Source organism: Nocardia sp. bgisy134 (assembly GCF_057708325.1).
The window spans coordinates 99,634-118,656 of the sequence record NZ_JBYIRW010000013.1; the positions used below are offsets into that span (position 1 = coordinate 99,634).

Below are 19,023 nucleotides of genomic sequence, written 5' to 3' on the forward strand. Positions count from 1 at the left end.
GATGCTGGTGAATACTGTTGCCCCCGAGTCCGATCGGACCACGACGGATTCGCGGCTCGTGCTCGCGATCGTGTCGGTCGGCATCCTGCTGTCGAGCCTCGACCTGTTCATCGTCAACGTGGCGCTGCCGGACATGGCGCGCGATTTCGGCAACACCGAGCTCGCCGGCCTTTCCTGGGTACTGAACGCCTACGCCATCGTGTTCGCGGCGCTCCTGGTGCCCGCGGGTCGCCTCGGCGACCGCGGCAGCAACCGCACCACCTTCCTGCTGGGACTGGCGGTGTTCGTGCTCGGCTCCGCGCTGTGCGCGGCCGCGTGGAATGTGGCCGCGCTGGTGGTGTTCCGAGTGCTCCAGGCGGTCGGTGGCGCCATGCTGACGCCGTCGTCGCTCGGCCTGGTGCTGGCTGCGACGCCGCCCGAGCGGCGTGCCACGGCGGTGCGGCTGTGGGTGGCCTTCGGCGGTCTCGGCGCGGCGCTCGGACCGGTCATCGGCGGCCTGCTCGTCGAAATCGACTGGCGCTGGGTGTTTCTGGTGAACGTGCCGATCGGTCTTGGGGCGCTCGTCGTCGGCCTGCGCAGGCTGCCCGACCCACGCGGCGACGGCGGGGCGCTGCCGGATCTGTTCGGCGCGGCCGCACTGGTCGGGGCGATCGCCTCGCTCGTGCTCGGCCTGGTGAAGGGCGAGGACTGGGGTTGGGCGTCGCCGCAGACGCTGGGCGCCTTCGCGGCGGCGGTGGTGTTCGGTGTCGCGTTCGCGATCTCCTCGGCGCGCCACCACAGTCCGGTCGTCGACCCAGGCTTGCTGCGCGCCCCGAATTTCACGTCGATGGCGGCGAATTCGCTGCTGTTCCAAGTGGCGTTCGCGGGCATGCTGCTGTCGGTGGTGTTGTGGGCGCAGACCGTCTGGGGGTGGTCGGCGCTACGCACCGGGCTCGCCATCGCGCCCGGGCCGCTGGTGGTGCCGGTCGTGGCTGTCCTGGCGGGGCGGTTGATCGGGCGCGTCGGCGCGGGACCGGTGATCGCCGCGGGCGGTGTCGCGTTCGCGGCGGGCATGGTGTGGTGGGCCCGCGCGATCGAGCTCGCGCCGGACTACCCCGCCGGTCTGCTGCCCGGCATGGTCCTCAGCGGTCTCGGCGTCGGCCTGACACTGCCGACCGCGTTCGCCGCGGGCACCAGCGGTTTACCGCCGCAAGGGTTCGCCACGGGGTCGGCAGTGCTGAGCATGGCACGGCAGATCGGTTTGGCTGTCGGCGTCGCAGTGCTGGTCGCGGTTCTCGGCTCCCCCGCCGATCCGCTCGCCACCTTGGATGCGTTCCGCCGCGGATGGTACGTCGTGGCCGCCGTCGCGCTCGCGTCCGGTGTCGTCGGGCTCGGGGCGCGGATGCCGCGTCCCGCCGTGCACACCGCGCCGGAAACGTCGGCACCGGCGCGAACATAGGGCGGTTGCTGCCCGGCATCGCTGAACAATGCCGGGCAGCAACGGTTTTCAGCGACTCAACCGCTGGAAGCGGTGCACCGCGAGAGGCAGGAAGATCGCTGTCAGCACCAGCGGCCACACCACCGCCATCAACACCGCGTGCTGCTCGATCCACGAATCACCACTGCCCACCGGCGTTCCGAACAGTTCGCGGGTGGCGGCCACCGTCGAGGAGATGGGGTTCCACGCCGCGATGTGCCCCAGCCAGCTCGGCATGAGCTGCGGCGCGACGAAGATGCTGGAGATCATCGTCAACGGGAACGCGACGGCGAACAGCCCGCCCGCCGCCTCCGGGTTCGGCACCAGCAGCCCGAGCCAGACGCCGATCCAGATCAGCGCGAACCGAAGCCACAGCAGCAGCGCGAAGGACGCCGCCGCACCCAGGATGCCGCCGTCCGGCCGCCAGCCGATCGCGTACGCGGTGATCATCAGGATGGTCAGCTCGGCGCACGCGACGATCAGATCGGTCACGCCGCGCCCGGACACCACCGCCGAAGGCGCCATCGGCATGGAGCGGAATCGGTCGATGACGCCCTTGGTGGCGTCGTGGACGACGAGCGTCGCGGTGTTGATGAAGCCGAACGCCATCGTCATCGCGAACATGCCCGGCATCAGGAAGTCCCGGTAGTCGCCGCCGCCCGGCACCGTCATGGCGCTGCCGAACACGTAGCCGTAGAGCAGCACCGACAGGATCGGGAAGCCGAGCTGCCAGGCGATGTTCACCGGCTGGCGCTGGTAGTGGGTCAGCCCGCGCCGCACCACATTCCAGCAGTCGGCCAGCGCCCAGTACGCCCGGGAACGGGTCTGCACGAGATCGATGGTGCTCATCAGGCGGCCTCCTCGGCGATCGTCCGGTGCCCGGTCAGTTGCAGGAACACGTCGTCGAGGCTCGGACGGCGCAACCCGATGTCCTCGACCGCGATGTCCTCGTCCTGGAGGGTGCGGGCCACCTCGGTGAGTGCGGCGACGCGGTCGGTCACCGGTGCGTACACCCGGCGCTCGGCGTCGTCGGTGTCCGGCTCACCCGTGCAGACCCTGGCGACCACCTTGGCCACCAGCGGCAGATCGGCCGCGTCGGCGGCGACCACCTCGATCAGGTCGCCGCCCACCGTGTTCTTCAGGCCGTCCGGGGTGTCGTCGGCGATCGCGCGCCCCTGGTCGATGACGGTGATCCGGGAGGCGAGCCGGTCCGCCTCCTCGAGGTACTGCGTGGTGAGCAGCACGGTCGTTCCGTCGGCGACCAACGCGCGCACCGATTCCCACACCTCGCCGCGGCTGCGCGGATCCAGTCCCGTGGTCGGCTCGTCCAGGAAGAGTACGTCTGGAGCGAGGATCATCGAGGCGGCCAGATCGAGTCGCCGCCGCATGCCGCCGCTGTACTTGCCGACGCCGCGGCCGGCGGCGTCGACCAGGTCGAAGCGTTCCAGCAGTTCGTTCGCCCGCTGTTCGGCGCGGCGCCCGCCCAGGTGGAACAGCCTGCCGAACATCTCGAGGTTCTGCCGCCCGGTGAGCACCTCGTCGACCGCCGCGTACTGGCCAGTCAGCCCGATGCGCGCCCGCACCTCCCTGGCTTGCCGCACCACATCGAGCCCGGCCACCGTCGCGTGCCCGCTGTCGAGGCGGATGAGGGTGGACAGGATGCGCACCGCCGTCGTCTTCCCCGCGCCGTTGGGCCCGAGCAGACCGTGCACCGTGCCGCGTCGCACGGTGAGATCGAAGCCGTCGAGCGCGTTCTTGTCCCCGTATCTCTTGCGCAAGCCCTCGGCCCGCACCGCGTAGTCGTTCACCGAATCCTCCCTGTCGAACCCTAACTGGGTACGTTGTACCCGATTTAGAGTACAACGTACCCAGTTTTACGCCAAGCGTTTAATCTGAAGGCATGACGACCACGGAGACCAGCGGCAGCGGCGACATCGCGCGCACACTCGATCTGCTCTGGGACACCGGTCATCGACCGAGCCGCGGGCCCAAACCCACGCTCACACTCGACCGGATCGTCGAAGCCGCGGTGCGGGTGGCCGACGCCGAGGGCTTGGCAGCGGTCACCATGCGGCGCGTCGCCACCGAATTGGGCACCGGAACGATGTCGCTCTACCGGTATCTGCCCGGCAAGGCCGAACTGCTCGATCTCATGCTCGATCGAGTGCAGCAACCCCCCGAGGGGGAGATTCCATCCGAGGGCTGGCGCGAAACGCTACGCGCGTACGCGTACGAATCGCTCGAAATGTATCGCCACCATCCCTGGCTGCTCGAGGTCAACCAGACCCGCCCCGTCCTCGGGCCTGGCGCGCTGGCCGGCATGGAACAGCTGCTCACGCGGATCGGACCGATGGGGCTCGCGGATCCCGAGATGATCGCGGTGCTCGTGATGATCTCCGGCTACGTCGCGGGCGTCGCCCGCACCCGGGTGTTCGCGCAGGAAGCCGAGCGCACGACGGGCATGACCGACGCCGAGTTCTGGAAGGCGCAGGAACCGGCGCTCGAGAAGGCCCTCGCCACCGGCCGCTACCCCGTGGTCGCCGCACTCTCGGAGGCGGCGTTCGACATGTCCTTCGACCACTTCGACTTCGGTCTGCAACGCATCCTCGACGGACTCGAGGTGTTCGTCGCGAAGCGGCCCGGAGACTGACCGCATCGCCGAACGCGATCAGAACCGCGCAGGCACGGACGACGTGTCAGTGCCAGCACGGTGGTTCCAAGGGGAACCCCGATCCGAGAATCGTCCTGTCGCATCGATGGAATACCGCGGGACAGGACCGAACAATGCACGAACTTCGACTGCACATCATTCCCTTGACCAACGAAGAACTGGACACCAACGGTGATCCCGTCAAGCCGTACGACGTCACGCCGATGGAGTTCGCGCAACTCATCGATCGGGTGAACCTCATCTTCGCCGACACGGGTATTCGATTCCTCTTCTATCCGGCTCACGACTGGGCGCCGATGGCGAACACGGAAATCAATACCGATGGGCCCCGTCAGCGCGAGCTCGCCAACCGCATCGCCGCGAGGCTCCCCGGCAAGATCGTCTGCTTTCTCCGCTGGGGTCCGGGACGTGACCGTACCGGCAACGGCAATACGTTTCCACCGCCGGGCGCGGGTCCGAAACCTCCGAGCGTCGGCGACGTCGTGCAGAACTACGTCGCGCTACCGAATCGGATCGCCGCCGATTTCGGGTTGCTCATTCAAGGCGACGGCGGATTCGTCGCCCATGAACTCGGTCACTACCTCGGTCTCTACCACACCTTTCCCGGTTGGACGGATCGCTAAGGGCCGGTGTACGGACACCTCTCGGGTGCGCTGACCGCAGCCGCGGCAGACCAGGCCGTCGTCGATTACATCGCCGGCCACGGCGGGACGATCGATGCGTTGAACGGTGATCTGCTCTCCGACACCGCACCCGATCCGTCGCCGGTCCTCTACGAGGCCCACAACCGACAGGACATCTGCGCCAGTCCGCGTATCACCGTTCGAGGCACGATCGGCGGGCGAACTGTGTCGTTCACGTTCTCCCCCGACCTGAACAACGTGATGAGCTACTACGCGGGATGCCCTCCGCCCGGCTCTGGCGCGAGTTCGAAACATTTCACCCCGCGACAGATCTCGCGGATGATGGACACCCTCCGGCATCCATCGCGACGTGCCCTGGTCGAATCGCCGCCGGAGGCACCCGCGGTTCGCGGGCTCTGCATCATCCAGCAACGCAGCAATTACCGGTTCCTCGACGCCTACACGGCGTCGGACGACTTCGCCGCGGTGACTCGTCCCGCGCAGAACGACGGAAGTCAGCAATGGATGCTCCTTCCCGTGGCCTCCGTCTGCACCGTGCAGCAAAGGGGCACCGGTCGTTTTCTGGATGCCTACGGATCCGCCGAGCAAGACTTTCGCGTCGTCACGCGAACCGCGCAGAACAACGACAGTCAACGCTGGGTGCTCTGGCGAACACCGACCGATGCCGATGCCGTCGCACTGCAACAGTTGAGCGGGGGCCGATTCATGGACGCCCATGAAAGTTCGGGCCACGATTTCGCGGTGGTGACACGTACCGCGCAGAACAACGACAGCCAGCTGTGGACCCTGGAATTTCGAGTCGGCGGCGGCTACTCGCTGCGGCAGAAGAGCAGCATGCGTTTCCTGGATGCCTACGAGTCGTCGCAGAACGACTTCACGGCGGTGACTCGTCCGGAGCAGGAAAACGACACGCAGCGTTGGCAACTGACGATCGTCGGCGCGGTCTACACCATCCAGCACCGGCACAACGGCCGATTCCTCGACGCCCACGAGGACGACAGGGACGACTTCCGCCTGGTCACACGTCCCGCGCAGAACGACGACAGCCAACGGTGGGTCTTCTTGCCGTACAGCGGCGATACGTTCACGGTCCAGCAACTCGCCAACGGCCGCTACGTCGACGCCCATACGTCACCGTCACGCGACTTCGCCGTCGTCACCCGCCCCGCGCAGAACGACGACACTCAGCGCTGGGTCGTCCGCGCGGTGTCCACCCGCTGACCCACCGTGCCGTGCCCGGAGTGCTGGTGCGCCTGCTCACCGGCTGCCTCCGTTGTCGCAGTCAGCGGTTCCAACCCAAAGGGCGCGTACAACTTTCAGGATTCTGTAGGCAGTCGTATTTGGTGAATCTCGGACCGCCTGGCTTCGTATTGATCTGGTAGTACATATCGAACCGCTCGTGCTCGGTGATGCCGACGGCGAGGAACGGTGGCCGGTTCCGATCCGGCACGGTGATCGCGCTTCTCCTGCCTCGATCATCGACGTAGTCGATCTGGAAGCGGAACCGGCACAAGCAGTCGGCAGATTCGACTCGGAGTCCGAGGATCATTTCCTCGGCCCTCACCGGCCGTCTGAACCGAGGGCAGTGCGCTTCGGCAGCCGATCGCGACCATGCGAAACACGATGGCCGTGAGGTGTCGGGGAAGGTCATCGGCCTCCGTTTCAGAATGGTCCACCTCGGTCGCACAGTCATGAGTAGTCGATCACTCGATCGCGACACACTCACGAAGCGCTCTGGTGTGGGAGGGTCGGCCCCTAGGCCACCCGCACGCTCACCGAATCCAGCCCGGCCGCGCGGGCCACGCGGGTCGCGGCGGTGTCGATGTTCTTCGGCAGCGACGCACCGTCGAACATGCTGACGACCACCTCGTCACCCTCGAGTTCCCAAGTGCCCGTGATCCGTCCGTCCACCACGACGATCGGGGCGATCCAGCCCGCGGTCTTGCTGACCAGCGCGCGGTGCGCCTTGGGCAGCAGCTCGGTGTCGCCGGTGCCCGGTCCGAGCACGTACTGGTCGAAGGGGCCGAGCAGGTGCACCGAGGGTGTCGGTTCGGTGGCGGCGAGTTCGTCGGCGTGTTCGGTGAGCACGTAACCGGTGCGGCCCTCCACCTCCACCGGCGTGAGCGCGTCGCCGAACTCCGCGAACCAGCCGCGCACGGTGGTCTTGCGCAGGCTGTTGCGGCTGAGCCAGGCGTCGAAGATCTCCGGTGTCGCGGGACCGTACGCGCCGAGGTAGGCGGTGATGGCGGCGGGCGCGGCGGCGGCGGGTTCGGCCAATTCCTGCCAGTCCGGGACGAGTCGGGCCGGGCTGGTGAAGGTCACCTTGTTGCCGCGTGCCGGTCCGTGGCAGATCGCGCCCTGCCAGGCGAGCGGCTTGAGTAGCGCGCCCCAGCCCGAGCGCAGCTCCTCGCCCAGTTTGTGGAACGCCTTGTCGGCGAGCAGCGCTTCCACCAATTCGTCGCGGGTGAGTTCGGCGTCGGCGAGTATCCCGCCCACCGCTTCGGTCAGTGCGGCCACTTCCGTGGGCGTGGCGCCGAAAGTGCGCTGCCAGGAAGGCTTTTCCCAGGTACGGGCGGACGCGATGAGCGGGAGGACGGCGGCGGCGCCCGCGGGCGTCATGGCGTGCAGGGTGCCGCGCATGGCCCATGTCTTGATCAGCGTGCCGTTCGACAGTGCGCGCACCACCGCCCCGTCTTCGGGTGCGGCGCTGCGCAGCGCGACCGCCGTTTCGGCCGCGGAGGTGACCTGCGCTTGCACACCGCACAGACGACCGACGAGCTCCGGCACGCTCGACGCGGCGGGCTGTGCGACGTAGTGGCGGGCGAGCCGCCAGCCGAAGACCTGATCCCAGGTGACGCGCACCCAATCCTCCTGTGTCAGCAGACGTTCGCTCCGGCACGCTACACCGCCGGTCCGACAACAGCGGCAGGTCAGTTGATCATGGTGCTGCAGAACAGAATGCCGACGGCGATCTCGAACAGGCCGATCACGGTAGCCGCGATCACGCCGAGCAAGGCGGTGCGGTTGGTGGCGCGGTGCACGCCGGTCACCGGGTCGACCAGCCGTTCGGCGCGCGCGAGCACCGCGGTGCCTGCCGCGCCGAGAACGCCGGCCGGCACCGGAGCTCCCGCACCTGCCAGGGCGATCAGCCCGCCGAGCAGTGGTTCGCGGCCGTGGACGCGGGCCGCGCGATCGTCGGCACACATCTCCAGCAGCCTGCCGATCTCCACGTTGCCCACGGAGAGCAGCCGCAGACCGGGCAGGGTGGTCGCCATCGCGCGCAGCGCGGCGGTGAGCGTGGCGTGCCTGCCGCGCAGGTGTGCGTGTTCGTGAGCGAGGACGGCGGCCAGCTGTTCCCCGGTCAGCGCGTCGAGCGCGGCACTGGTGACGACGATCGTGTCGGGGCGGCCCGCGACGCAATAGGCTTGCGGCTCCGGCGAATCCAGCACGACCGCGCCGGCGCCGAGCATCTCTCGACCGACCATTCGTACGGCGCGCCCGTGCGCCATGGTGCGCCCGCGCAGCCGCAGCGCCACCCGCGCGGCCTGCAGCGACATCGCCGCGACGCCGGAGGCGAGAAGCGCCGCCAGCGAATAGGAGGCGAACTGAGTCGCCCACCCCCCGTGCATGTCCACCGGAAACGACAACACCGAGTAGCACGCGCGCAGCGCCTCGCTCGGATGCCGCCAATAGGTGGCGAACTCGACGGCCAACAGGCCTGCCGCGAGCACCCAGGCGCCGAGCGCCCCGGCGATCGCGACCAGCCAGGCCAGCACCCCCAGCCGCGGCGCGACGCCGCGGCGGGTGAGCCGGTGCAGCACCGGCGGTCCGAAGACCGCGACGGTGCTGCCGTAGGCCATCAGGCACAGTGCGACGTTCACGGGGCCTCGGGCGTCCGTCGCGCGGTCAACCTGCGCAGCGCCGCGCGCAGCCCCGCCGACTCCTCGGCGCTGATCCGGTCCACGAAGTGGCTGAGCACCAGGTCCGAGCGCCCGCCGGAGCCGAGCGCCTCCAGCATCAGCCGGGCGCTGTGTTCCTCGCGGGTGAGCGTCGGCCAGTACCGGTAGGCCTTGCCCGCGCGCTCCCGCGCCAGCCACCCCTTGCGGTGCAGGTTGTCCATAGTGGACATCACCGTGGTGTACGCGATACCACGCTCGGCGGAGAGTTCCTCGAAAATCTCTCTCACCGTCGTGGATTCCGCGTCTCTGTCCCAGATGCGGTCCATGATCACCGCCTCCAGGTCTCCGAATCCGCGCACCGTACCGACTCCCTCATCGTCGTCCGATCTACTGTCGCCACAGAGTACCGAGCATCGACCCTGTCTACGTAGGCGAATCGTAGATCCGTGCGGAAGGGATCCCGAATCCCGCTGTCCTGCCAGGTCGGCGAGGATCAAGCTTCCTTCGCGGGCTCGCGGCGGGTATCGCCGGTCAGTGCGGCCGCGGTCAGAGTGAGGTGCCGCGTCAGCGCCTCGGCCGCGGCGTCGGCGTCGCGGGCCAGCGCCGCTTCCTCCAGCCTGCGGTGTTCCTCGACACCGTCTCGGTCGGGGTTGCGGTATGTCGACCACCGGCGAGCCAGCTCGCTCGCGGTCCACATCCGGTCGAAGGTCTCCAGCAGGACGGGATTGCCGCAGCCCTCCAGCAGGGTGCGGTGGAAGACCCGATGGGCTTCGGACCATGCCTCGCTGTAATACTCGCCCTCGTCCGGCACGAACGCCGGGGTGCGCGCCAGCCGGTGGTGGGCGGCTCGGACCTGCGCCTCCCATTCGACGTCGCCGCGCTCGATCGACATGCGAAGCATGACCGGTTCGATGGTCCGGCGGGCCTCCGCGACCTCTTGCCAGCGGCGGTCGGAGAATTCCGGGACGGCGAAACCGCGATTGGGCAGCCGATCGGCGAGGCCCTCGCCGACCACCCGCACGAGAGCTTCGCGCACGACGGCCAGACTCACACACTGCTCCGTGGCGAGATCCTGCGGTTTGAGTGCGTCACCGGGGGCGTAATCCCCGCGCATGATCGCGTTCCGCAGGTGTGCGTAGATCTGCTCGGTGAGCATCTGCTTCCCCGCGGTCGAGGTCTGGGCCGTCCGGGTCATGCTGCCAGCATAGACGATTCGACAGATAATCGATTATCTTTGCTACCGTCGATCTTGCGGTGACGCTCGTCCTCACGGGATGCCGCGGCCCCCCCGTCGGCCGCATCACCGCCCGCACAGCACGGCCCGAAAGGAACGACGCTATGAGCGCCAACAACCCCTTCGCTCGCCTCCCCGAGGCGGCCTCCTTCACCGTCACCAGCGCCACCGTCATCGACGGCGCAGCCTGGTCGCCCGAACAGTTCTCCTCCGAAATCCCCGGCGGGAAGGACGTTTCCCCGCAGCTGTCCTGGAGCGGGGCCCCGGAAGCCACCAAGAGCTACGCCGTCACCGTCTACGACCCCGATGCCCCCACCGGATCCGGGTTCTGGCACTGGGCGGTCGCCGACATCCCCGCCACCGTCACCGAATTGCCCGAGGGCGCAGGGGACGACACCGGCTCGGGTCTGCCCGAGGGCGCCTTCCAGTTGCCCAACGACGTCCGCGCAGCCCGGTTCGTCGGCGCAGCCCCGCCGGCCGGGCACGGCCCGCACCGCTACTTCGTCGTGGTGCACGCCCTCGACGTCGAGTCCATCGGCGTCCCGGCCGACGCCACCCCGGCCGTTCTCGGCTTCACCATGGCTTCGCACACCCTCGGTCGCGCGGTCCTGACCGCTACGGCGGAAACTCCGCCCGTGCGCGAAAACGCCGAAAGGATCGAGGTTTCCCGACTCGTCCCCGCCTCCGCCGACGCCATCTTCGCGGTCCTGACCGACCCGAAGGGCCACGTGGACATCGACGCGTCGGGAATGCTCCTCGACGCCGAAGGGGAACCGGTCACACAGCCCGGCGACCGGTTCCTGGTTCACATGGACAGGGAAGCCCTCGGGGACGTCCCGCTCGGCAAGTACGACGTCGAGGTCGTCATCACCAAGCTCGCCCCGGACGCGGAGATCGCCTGGACCGTCGAAGCGCGGATCCGGCCTCATGTCCGCCATATCTACGGCTACCGGCTGGAGCCGACCGAGGGCGGCACCCTCGTCACGTCGTACTACGACTGGTCGGACGTCGATGAGGAGTCGAAGAGGCGCTTCGCCTTTCCTGTGGTTCCCGAGTCTGCCCTCAAGGCCACACTCGGGATCCTCGAGCGCACCGTCCGCCGGAGGGCCGCCTGACCATAGGTCGTCAGGTCTGTCAGTCGGCGACGTAGCGCAGCATCACCACCTTGTCGAAGTGCTTCGTCTCGGCCAGCCGGAGCTGGATTCGCTTGTCCAGCAACGGGAAGAGCGGCGTGCCGCCGCCGACGACCACCGGATAGAGGAACAGCCAGTACTCGTCGATGAGCCCGTGCGGCATCAGCGAGGCCGCGATTTCCGCGCCGCCGACCTCCATCACGCCATCACCCCCGGCCTTCAGCCTGCGGACCTCCTCGACCGCGTTCTCGCTGATCAGGGTGCTGTTCCAGTGGACCTCGGTGAGCGTCCTGGAGAAGACCACCTTGGGCTTCTCCGTCCAGAGCCTGCCGAACTCGCGCTCGATGCGCGGCGCGTCCTCGGGCACGTGTGGCCAGTACTCGGCCATCAGCTCGTACAGGCGACGACCGTGCAGCGAGAGTTCGATCTCGCGGTACCTGTCGTTGTGGAACTGGTGCAGTTCCTCGTCCGGATTCGTCCAGTCGATGCTGCCGTCGCGGTCGTTGACGTAGCCGTCCACGGACACGCCGAACGAATAGATCAGTTTCCTCATGACTGATAGACCTCCCGGACCCGGAGAACTCATCGGACAAGGACGAGGCGGGGTGCTGCGGCCGCCATCCGGCCACGGAGCCTCTGCAAAAACCCGTTGGCGGACCACAGCGGCCACTGCTACTTTTCTGGAGGCCGTGCGAGAGACCGAGGAGGTGGTACCCGTGAACGCAGTATCGACATGGGTGCTCCTCTCTGGGGTCACGGCCGGGCGGTAGGTCGTCCGGGAGCGCCGTTCGCAAGCACTCCCGAAAGGCACGACTGTGCAATTCATTTCCGAACAGCGCCTCGACGACGAGAGCGTCCTCGAGCGCAGATTCACCCTCGGCGAGATCCCCGGCATCCTGTGGACACCCGCATCCGCATCCACACCGGTGCCGCTGATCCTGCTCGGCCACTCCCCCATCGGACTGCAGAAGATGTACCCGCGATTGCTGGACAGGGCCCGGTACGCCGTGGCGGAAGGTTACGCCGCAGCCTCCATCGAACTCCCCGGCAGCGGTGAGCGGCCCCGTTCCGCTGCCGTCGATCAAGCCCGCGCCGACCTGCACCGGGCGCTTGCCGCTGGCGAGCCGGTCACCGACGACATCGTCGACCGGCTCATCCTCCCTTTGCTCGACCCGGCGGTCTCGGAATGGCAGACCGCTCTGGACGCCCTGCTCGCGCTGCCCGAGATCGGCGGCCCGGTCGGGTATTCGGGAGGGGTGATCTCCATCGGCACACGGCTGGCGGTGGTCGAACCGCGCATCACGGCCGCCGTCCTGTTCGCGGGAAGTTACGTGCCGCGCACCATCATCGCCGAGGCCCGGCAGGTCACCATTCCGCTGCATGTCCTGCTGCAGTGGGACGACGAAGGAAACGACCGGCAAATGGCGCTGGACCTGTTCGACGCCTTCGGCTCCAAGGAGAAGACGCTGAACGCCAATATGGGCGGGCACACCGGCGTCCCGCAGCACGCGGGTGAGGAGGCGAACCGGTTCTTCGCCCGGCACCTGAAGTGAGGCCGGGCCGTCAGGCCGGCAGCACACGATAGGAGCTGTCGGCCAGGATGCCGCTCATCGAGGACAGGTCCCGGCCCTCCTCGATGAGCGGTGGCCGGCACATGCACAAGCTTGGTCAGCTGCGGACCGAGCGGCCCTGTCAATAGGTCTGATGTCAGTAGGTCCGACGCGCCGGACCGGCATGTATGCGAACATATGTTCGTGTCCGATCTCCGCGCCTCCCCCGCCGCCGCGCCGTCGCGCGGCCGCGGAAGGCCGCGGATCGAGGCGCGGGCCGAGGCGTCGATCCTGCACGCGGACCTGGACTCCTTCTACGCCTCCGTCGAACAGCGCGACGAGCCACGGCTGCGCGGCAAGCCGGTGATCGTGGGCGGCGGGGTCGTCCTCGCGGCGTCCTATGAGGCCAAGGCGTTCGGGGTGCGCACGCCGATGAACGGCGCGCAGGCGCGGCGGCTGTGCCCGCAGGCGATCGTGGTGCCGCCGCGCATGAGCGCCTACTCCGAGGCGAGCAAGGCGGTGTTCGAGGTTTTCCGTGACACCACGCCCGTGGTCGAGGGCATCTCGATCGACGAGGCGTTCCTCGATGTCGGCGGTTTGCGCCGCATCGCGGGCCCGCCACTGGACATCGCCCAGCGGCTGCGGGCGCGGGTGCGCGACGAAGTGGGTCTGCCCATTTCGGTCGGCATCGCGCGAACCAAGTTCCTCGCCAAGGTCGCCAGCGCGGTCGCCAAACCCGACGGTCTGCGCCTGGTGCCGCCGTCGGCCGAACTGGACTTCCTGCATCCACTCCCGGTCGAAAGACTCTGGGGCGTAGGCGATGTCACCGCACGCACGCTGCACGAGCACGGCGTCACCCGGATCGGGCAGCTGGCCGATCTCGGCGAGGGCGCACTGCGCGGATTCCTCGGCCCGGCCGCCGCCAGGCACCTGTTCGCGCTCTCGATGGCCAGAGACCCGCGCCGCGTCGAGACCGGGCGCCGCCGCCGCTCCATCGGCGCGCAACGCGCCCTCGGCCGCCGTGCCCGCCCCGCCGACGAGATCGAGGCCTACCTGCACGGGCTCACCGACCGCCTCGGCCGCAGGCTGCGCACCGCCGACCGGGTGTGCCGAACGGTCGTGCTGCGCATGCGTTTCGACGACTTCAGCCGCGCCACCCGATCCCGCACGCTGGCCGAGGCCACCGACCACACCGACACCCTGCTGCTCGCCGCGCGCCTGCTGCTCGCCGACGCCATGCCGATGATTCAGGAGCGCGGCCTCACCCTCATCGGCCTCGCCCTCACCAACCTCGACGACGCGGACGCGGTCCAGCTCACCCTCCCGCTGGAACCGCGCGCCGACAACACGCTCGACGCCACCCTCGACGACCTGCGCCGCCGCTTCGGCTCGGCGGCCGTCACCCGCGCGGCGCTGATCAACCGCGGCGAGGGCCTGTCGGTTCCGCTGCTGCCCGACTGATTCACCGGCTTCGCTTGGGCCGCTTGTCCATCAGCCGCAGGATCAGCGGCGTGAAGATCAGCTGCATCGCCAGTTCCATCTTCCCGCCCGGCACCACGATGCAGTTCGGCCGCGACATGAACGAGTCGTGCAGCATCGACAGCAGGTAGGGAAAGTCGATGACCTTCGGATCGGCGAAACGGATCACCACGAAGCTCTCGTCGGCGGTCGGAATGGTGCGGGCGGTGAACGGATTCGAGGTGTCCACGGTGGGCACCCGCTGGAAGTTGACGTAGGTGCGGGAGAACTGCGGGCAGATGTAGGTGACGTAGTCCGGCATACGACGCAGGATGGTGTCGATCACGGCCTCGCTGGAGTAGCCGCGCTGGTTCTTGTCGCGGTAGACCTTCTGAATCCATTCGAGATTGATGATCGGCACCACTCCGACCAGCAGATCGGTGTACTGCGCGACATCCACCGTCGAGGTGACGGCCGCACCGTGCAGACCCTCGTAGAACAGCAGATCGCTGCCGGGCGTGAGCTCCTCCCACGGAGTGAACGTGCCCGGCGGCTGCCCGTACGGCTTGGCCTCGGCCTCGTCGTGCAGGTATCGGCGCACCGTGCCGACGCCGGTCTCGCCGTAATCGCGGAACAGCGTCTCGAGCTCCTTCAGCAGATTCGCTTCCTCGCCGAAATGCGAGAACCGCACGTTGCGGTTCTGTTCGGCCTCGGCCATGGCGAGCTTCATCTCGTTGCGGTCGAAGCGGTGGAAGGAATCGCCCTCCACGATCGCCGCGTTGATCCCCTCGCGACGGAAGATCTCCTGAAAGGTCCGAGTGACGCTGGTCGTCCCCGCACCGGACGAACCGGTGATCGCGACCACGGGATGTTTGACCGACATGGCACCTCCTGAATTGCCGGACAACGATGTCGATGCGCCGATCAGCGACCGGCCGGCCGGAACAGCGACCGGTTGCCGAACAGGGAACTGTCGAAACTGGGGCCTTCGTCGGGCTCCTGGTGGTAGCGCTCGATGCGCTCGACCTCGTTGCGGGAGCCGAAGATCAACGGCACCCGCTGATGGACCGCGTCGGGCGTCACCTGGAGCACCCGCTCGTTACCCGTCGTCGCCGCTCCACCCGCCTGCTCGACGATGAACGCGATCGGACTGGCTCCGTACAGCAGCGCCACCCGCCCCGGCCGCGCGGGCGGACGGGTGTCGTGCGGGTAGAGGTACACCCCGCCGCGGGTGAGGATGTGGAATGTGTCGGCCACCAGCGACGCCACCCAGCGCATGTTGAAATCCCGGCCGCGCGGCCCGTCGACGCCGTCCAGGCATTCGTGCACGTAGCGCCGCACCGGGCGTTCCCAGAACCGCTCGTTGGCGGCGTTGATGGCGAAACCCGAGGTGTCCTCGGGGATTCGCATGCGCGGGTGGGTCAGCACGAACGCGCCGATCTCGCGGTCCAGCGTGAACCCGTCCACGCCGCGGCCGGTGGTCAGCACCAGCATGGTGGCCGGACCGTAGAGCGTGAAGCCAGCGCACACCTGCTCGGCGCCCGCCTGGAGGAAGTCCGCCGCCGTGGGTTCGCGGCCGGGTCGCCCCCACACCCGCTCCGGCGCCCGCAGCACGCTGAAGATCGTGCCGACGGGCAGGTTCACGTCGATATTGCTCGAACCGTCCAGCGGGTCGAACGCCAACAGATACTTTCCGCGCCGGTGCGTGTCGGGCACGGGATGGATCGCGGACATCTGCTCGGAGAGCAGCGCCGAGAGATGGCCCGTCCATTGGGTTTCCGCCACCATGATGTCGTTGGTGATGGCGTCGAGCTTGCGATGCACCGTGGGCGGGAGGTTGTCCGGCTCGGAGGCGCCGAGCGACCCGACGATCGCGCCGCGGGTGACCTGATTGGCGATGATCTTCGTCGCCGTCGCGACGACGTTCACCAGGGCGGAGAACTCACCGGACGAACCGGGATGCCGGTGCTCCTCCTCGATCGTGTAGCGGGTGAGGGTCTTCAGTCCTTCTGGCATGGCGGCTCATTCGGTCATGCGGGGGCCCTCGCGGTCGGCCCGTCCGGCTGCTCGGTGGTGTTCGACGCGCGGTGCTCCGCTGCACCGTCGCGCGCACCGCTGTCGGTGAACACGCTGCTGCCGTAGACGTCCCGGTCGGTCAGCGTGATCAGATCGGTCCTCGTCAGCGGTCGCCGCAGCTCCACCAGGCGTTTGGCCTGGCGCAACCTGCACCGGTCGAGCGCGTTGCGGACGCTGCGGGCATTCGAGAAGCGCGGGCGGGTCATCCGCAGCTCCAGATACTCCGAGAACGCCGCGGCCGCGGGCGGATCGAAACGGAAGTTCTCCCGCGCGACCATCAGCTCCGCGATGGCCATGAGCTCGGCATGGGTGTAGTCGACGAACTCGAGGTGATGCGCCACCCGGGACGACAAGCCGGGATTGGCCGAGAAGAACCGCTCCATCCGATCCGGATAGCCCGCGAAGATCACCACCAGACTCCCGCGTTCGTTCTCCATCTCCTGCAGCAGGATCTCGATGACCTCCTGCCCGTAATCCCGCTCGTTCTCCGGCCGGAACAGGTAGTAGGCCTCGTCGATGAACAGCACCCCGCCCGCGGCCTTGGCCAGCGCCTCCTTGGTCTTCGGCGCGGTGTGCCCGATGAACTGACCCACCAGATCGTCGCGGGTCACGGTGTGCACCTTGGGCTTTCGGATATAGCCCAGCGCGTGCAGCATCTCGGCCATGCGCAGCGCCACCGTCGTCTTCCCGGTCCCGGGACCGCCCGTGAAGCTCATGTGCATGGTGGGCCGCGAGGCGTCGAGCCCGAACCGCTGCCTGGCCCGGTCGATCAAGAGCAGCGCGGCGATCTCGCGCACCCGCAGCTTCACATTGGCCAGGCCGACCAGCTCCGCGTCCAGCCGGCCCAGCGTCTCCTCGACATCGTTGCCCGCGATATCGGTCGACAGATCGAGCGTCGCGTCCGGGCCGAGGACGGGCGCCTCGGCTTCGGCCTCGGACGCGACGCGCACCGGCCGGGAGTCGTCGACACCCGGCCGGTGCAGGCGGAAACCGGAGCCGTTCCGATCAGCCGCCATACCGCTGTCCCTGGCGGTGATCGGTGGCGTAGGCATGCAGGCCGTAGGTCTGCACGCGGTCCGGGCCCTCGGTGCGGGTCAGGGTGAAGCCCGGCTCGTCCAGCGGACGCTGCACCAGAAAGCTCAGCGCCGTGGTCTGCCTGGTGTAGCTCGCGTCGTAGGCCAGCACTCGAATGTAGTGCCGCGGGAAGGTCGCCCGGCACGCATCGATCTCGGCGAGCACGCCGTCGGGCTCGTCCAGATCGAACAGCGGCAGACCCCACATCTCCCAGTACGCGTTGCGCGGGTGCGGGTCGTCGGTGTACTCGATCGACACCGGCCACCCGTTGAGCAGCGCGTAGCGCACTTGCGCGGCGATCTCGGCGTCGGTGAGATCCGGCAGATACGAGAAGGTTCCGTGACGCAGATACATGCGAACGCCTTTCAGCGGCTGGACGTCGGCACCGCGTCGGGTGCGTCGGTGGAGGTGTAGTCGAAGGTGACGTCGCCCCACGTCGCCAGCGCGACGTCGAGCGGACGGCAGATCTCGGCCGCCTTGCGCAGCACGTCCGGACCTTCCTTGAGCAGGTCGCGGCCCTCGTTGCGCGCCTTGACCACCGCTTCCAGCGCCACCCGGTTGGCCTCGGCGCCCGCCGCGATGCCCAGCGGATGGCCGATGGTGCCGCCGCCGAACTGCAAGATCACGTCGTTGCCGAACAGGTCGAGCAGCTGGTGCATCTGACCCGCGTGAATGCCGCCGGAGGCCACCGGCATCACCCCGGGCAGGCTCGCCCACTCCTGGTCGAAGAAGATGCCGTTGCGCGGTTCGGTGCGAATGTGGTTCTCCCGCAACGTGTCGTAGAACCCCTTGGTGGTCGCAGGATCGCCCTCCAGCTTCCCGACCACGGTGCCCGCGTGCAGGTGATCGACGCCGATCAGCCTGCACCACTTGGCTAGAACGCGGAAGCTCACGCCGTGCGTCTTCTGGCGCGTGAAGGTGGCGTGGCCCGCGCGGTGCAGGTGCAGCAGCACGCCATTGCGTCGCGCCCAATGCGACATGGACTGCATTGCGGTGTAGCCGACCGTCAGGTCCATCATGATGACCACGCTGCCGAGTTCCTTGGCGAACTCCGCGCGCTCGTACATCTGCTCCATGGTGGCCGCGGTGACGTTGAGGTAGTGGCCCTTGATCTCGCCGGTCTCGCACATGGCGCGGTTCACGCCCTCCATGGCGAACAGGTACCGGTCGCGCCACCGCATGAACGGCTGCGAGTTGATGTTCTCGTCGTCCTTGGTGAAATCGAGTCCGCCCTTGCACGCCTCGTAGACCACCCGGCCGTAATTGCGTGCGGAGAGTCCCAATTTCGGCTTCACCGTGGCGCCGAGCAGCGGCCTGCCGTATTTGTTGAGATATTCGCGCTCCATCACCGTGCCGTGCGGCGGGCCCTGGAAGGTCTTGACATACGCCACCGGAATGCGCATGTCCTCCAAGCGCAATGCGAGCAGCGGTTTGAAGCCGAAGACATTGCCGATGACCGAGGACGTCAGATTCGTGATCGAGCCCTCCTCGAACAAATCGATGTCGTAGGCGATGTAGGCGAAGTACTCCCCCGGCCTGCCCGGCACCTCGTCGATCCGGTAGCATTTGGCCTGATATTTCGAGTGTGCCGTGAGCCGGTCGGTCCACACCACCGTCCAAGTGGCCGTTGACGATTCGCCCGCCACCGCGGCCGAGGCCTCGATCGGATCCACGCCGCGCTGCGGCGTCACCCGGAACACGGCGAGCACATCGGTGTCCGACGGCTGGTAGTCCGGTGCGTAATATCCCATCGACGCGTACGACTGGACGCCCGGATCCCACCGATCCCGTTCGATCTCTTCGGCCATCGTTCCTCCTGGAGCGTTGT

18 protein-coding genes and 1 pseudogene are annotated in these 19,023 nt (G+C 68.1%); 7 read left to right on the forward strand and 12 right to left on the reverse strand.

The features are described 5' to 3' along the window. The first annotated feature begins 7 nt into the window (after positions 1–7). Entirely contained in the window at positions 8–1,438 is a 1,431-nt protein-coding gene (locus tag AC3ERS_RS22850) for an MFS transporter (protein ID WP_431970098.1), read from the forward strand. A 48-nt stretch (positions 1,439–1,486) separates the two neighbouring features. Here AC3ERS_RS22850 and AC3ERS_RS22855 read toward each other — a convergent pair whose 3' ends face one another. Both AC3ERS_RS22855 and AC3ERS_RS22860 read right to left on the reverse strand, forming a co-directional pair. After that, entirely contained in the window at positions 1,487–2,305 is an 819-nt protein-coding gene (locus AC3ERS_RS22855; protein WP_431970099.1) for an ABC transporter permease, read from the reverse strand. Next, positions 2,305–3,264: an ATP-binding cassette domain-containing protein gene (locus AC3ERS_RS22860; RefSeq protein WP_431970100.1), complete on the reverse strand. Its 960-nt coding sequence runs from the start codon at positions 3,262–3,264 to the stop codon at positions 2,305–2,307. Before AC3ERS_RS22860 ends, AC3ERS_RS22855 begins: the two co-directional genes overlap by 1 nt. Before the next feature lie 92 nt (positions 3,265–3,356). Between AC3ERS_RS22860 and AC3ERS_RS22865 the strand changes: the two genes are divergently transcribed. From AC3ERS_RS22865 to AC3ERS_RS22875, 3 genes are all read left to right on the forward strand, one after another. Further along, positions 3,357–4,106: a TetR/AcrR family transcriptional regulator gene (locus tag AC3ERS_RS22865; protein ID WP_431970101.1), complete on the forward strand. Its 750-nt coding sequence runs from the start codon at positions 3,357–3,359 to the stop codon at positions 4,104–4,106. A gap of 134 nt (positions 4,107–4,240) precedes the next feature. Then, positions 4,241–4,750 (forward strand): hypothetical protein, encoded by a 510-nt coding sequence (locus AC3ERS_RS22870; protein ID WP_431970102.1) that lies wholly within the window; start codon positions 4,241–4,243, stop codon positions 4,748–4,750. Positions 4,751–4,756: 6 nt separating this feature from the next. Beyond that, positions 4,757–5,992, forward strand: a complete 1,236-nt coding sequence (locus AC3ERS_RS22875; RefSeq protein ID WP_431970103.1) for an RICIN domain-containing protein — start codon at positions 4,757–4,759, stop codon at positions 5,990–5,992. A gap of 534 nt (positions 5,993–6,526) precedes the next feature. Here AC3ERS_RS22875 and AC3ERS_RS22880 read toward each other — a convergent pair. The 4 genes from AC3ERS_RS22880 to AC3ERS_RS22895 all read right to left on the reverse strand — a co-directional run bounded on the left by AC3ERS_RS22880 (position 6,527) and on the right by AC3ERS_RS22895 (position 9,865). Continuing rightward, positions 6,527–7,633: a winged helix DNA-binding domain-containing protein gene (locus tag AC3ERS_RS22880; RefSeq protein WP_431970104.1), complete on the reverse strand. Its 1,107-nt coding sequence runs from the start codon at positions 7,631–7,633 to the stop codon at positions 6,527–6,529. Between the two features lie 68 nt (positions 7,634–7,701). Beyond that, positions 7,702–8,652: a M56 family metallopeptidase gene (locus AC3ERS_RS22885; protein WP_431970105.1), complete on the reverse strand. Its 951-nt coding sequence runs from the start codon at positions 8,650–8,652 to the stop codon at positions 7,702–7,704. Further along, entirely contained in the window at positions 8,649–9,029 is a 381-nt protein-coding gene (locus tag AC3ERS_RS22890; protein ID WP_281292405.1) for a BlaI/MecI/CopY family transcriptional regulator, read from the reverse strand. The genes AC3ERS_RS22885 and AC3ERS_RS22890 overlap by 4 nt, the downstream gene beginning before the upstream one ends. Before the next feature lie 134 nt (positions 9,030–9,163). Continuing rightward, entirely contained in the window at positions 9,164–9,865 is a 702-nt protein-coding gene (locus AC3ERS_RS22895; RefSeq protein ID WP_431970106.1) for a GntR family transcriptional regulator, read from the reverse strand. Between the two features lie 143 nt (positions 9,866–10,008). Between AC3ERS_RS22895 and AC3ERS_RS22900 the strand changes: the two are divergent. Next, positions 10,009–10,536 (forward strand): annotated as a pseudogene (locus AC3ERS_RS22900) (YbhB/YbcL family Raf kinase inhibitor-like protein); the annotation flags it as partial. Positions 10,537–11,038: 502 nt separating this feature from the next. Here the strand turns inward: AC3ERS_RS22900 and AC3ERS_RS22905 are convergent. Beyond that, positions 11,039–11,590, reverse strand: a complete 552-nt coding sequence (locus AC3ERS_RS22905; protein WP_431970107.1) for a dihydrofolate reductase family protein — start codon at positions 11,588–11,590, stop codon at positions 11,039–11,041. A 262-nt stretch (positions 11,591–11,852) separates the two neighbouring features. On the opposite strand from AC3ERS_RS22905, the gene AC3ERS_RS22910 reads away from it, so the two are divergent. Beyond that, the gene (locus AC3ERS_RS22910) at positions 11,853–12,590 is read left to right on the forward strand and encodes a dienelactone hydrolase family protein (protein WP_431970108.1); all 738 of its coding nucleotides are present in this window, start codon (positions 11,853–11,855) and stop codon (positions 12,588–12,590) included. Positions 12,591–12,785: 195 nt separating this feature from the next. Then, positions 12,786–14,048 (forward strand): DNA polymerase IV, encoded by a 1,263-nt coding sequence (gene dinB / locus AC3ERS_RS22915; RefSeq protein WP_431970109.1) that lies wholly within the window; start codon positions 12,786–12,788, stop codon positions 14,046–14,048. Between the two features lies 1 nt (position 14,049). On the opposite strand, the gene AC3ERS_RS22920 is transcribed toward dinB, so the two are convergent. Genes AC3ERS_RS22920 through AC3ERS_RS22940 form a run of 5 tightly spaced genes read right to left on the reverse strand, consistent with a single transcriptional unit; the run spans position 14,050 to position 19,003 of the window. Next, on the reverse strand, positions 14,050–14,928 hold the full coding sequence (locus AC3ERS_RS22920; RefSeq protein ID WP_431970110.1) for a phosphoribulokinase: 879 nt from the start codon (positions 14,926–14,928) through the stop codon (positions 14,050–14,052). A 41-nt stretch (positions 14,929–14,969) separates the two neighbouring features. Further along, entirely contained in the window at positions 14,970–16,061 is a 1,092-nt protein-coding gene (locus AC3ERS_RS22925; RefSeq protein WP_431970111.1) for a class 1 fructose-bisphosphatase, read from the reverse strand. 14 nt (positions 16,062–16,075) lie between these two features. Further along, positions 16,076–17,137 carry an AAA family ATPase gene (locus tag AC3ERS_RS22930; protein ID WP_431970112.1) on the reverse strand — a complete coding sequence of 354 codons (1,062 nt, stop codon included), beginning with the start codon at positions 17,135–17,137 and terminating at the stop codon, positions 16,076–16,078. Next, the gene (locus tag AC3ERS_RS22935) at positions 17,127–17,549 is read right to left on the reverse strand and encodes a ribulose bisphosphate carboxylase small subunit (protein WP_431970113.1); all 423 of its coding nucleotides are present in this window, start codon (positions 17,547–17,549) and stop codon (positions 17,127–17,129) included. The genes AC3ERS_RS22930 and AC3ERS_RS22935 overlap by 11 nt, the downstream gene beginning before the upstream one ends. 11 nt (positions 17,550–17,560) lie before the next feature. Further along, positions 17,561–19,003, reverse strand: coding sequence for a form I ribulose bisphosphate carboxylase large subunit (locus AC3ERS_RS22940; RefSeq protein ID WP_431970114.1), 1,443 nt, complete (start codon positions 19,001–19,003; stop codon positions 17,561–17,563). Between the last annotated feature and the right edge of the window lie 20 nt (positions 19,004–19,023).

Excerpts from the sequence above, each read along its gene's own strand:
- AC3ERS_RS22870 (WP_431970102.1), top strand. The coding sequence starts at position 4,241 with ATGCACGAACTTCGACTGCACATCATTCCCTTGACCAACGAAGAACTG.
- AC3ERS_RS22930 (WP_431970112.1), bottom strand. The coding sequence starts at position 17,137 with ATGGCGGCTGATCGGAACGGCTCCGGTTTCCGCCTGCACCGGCCGGGT.
- AC3ERS_RS22925 (WP_431970111.1), bottom strand. The coding sequence starts at position 16,061 with ATGCCAGAAGGACTGAAGACCCTCACCCGCTACACGATCGAGGAGGAG.
- AC3ERS_RS22895 (WP_431970106.1), bottom strand. The coding sequence starts at position 9,865 with ATGACCCGGACGGCCCAGACCTCGACCGCGGGGAAGCAGATGCTCACC.
- AC3ERS_RS22920 (WP_431970110.1), bottom strand. The coding sequence starts at position 14,928 with ATGTCGGTCAAACATCCCGTGGTCGCGATCACCGGTTCGTCCGGTGCG.
- AC3ERS_RS22935 (WP_431970113.1), bottom strand. The coding sequence starts at position 17,549 with ATGTATCTGCGTCACGGAACCTTCTCGTATCTGCCGGATCTCACCGAC.
- AC3ERS_RS22855 (WP_431970099.1), bottom strand. The coding sequence starts at position 2,305 with ATGAGCACCATCGATCTCGTGCAGACCCGTTCCCGGGCGTACTGGGCG.
- dinB (WP_431970109.1), top strand. The coding sequence starts at position 12,786 with ATGTTCGTGTCCGATCTCCGCGCCTCCCCCGCCGCCGCGCCGTCGCGC.
- AC3ERS_RS22865 (WP_431970101.1), top strand. The coding sequence starts at position 3,357 with ATGACGACCACGGAGACCAGCGGCAGCGGCGACATCGCGCGCACACTC.
- AC3ERS_RS22905 (WP_431970107.1), bottom strand. The coding sequence starts at position 11,590 with ATGAGGAAACTGATCTATTCGTTCGGCGTGTCCGTGGACGGCTACGTC.
- AC3ERS_RS22940 (WP_431970114.1), bottom strand. The coding sequence starts at position 19,003 with ATGGCCGAAGAGATCGAACGGGATCGGTGGGATCCGGGCGTCCAGTCG.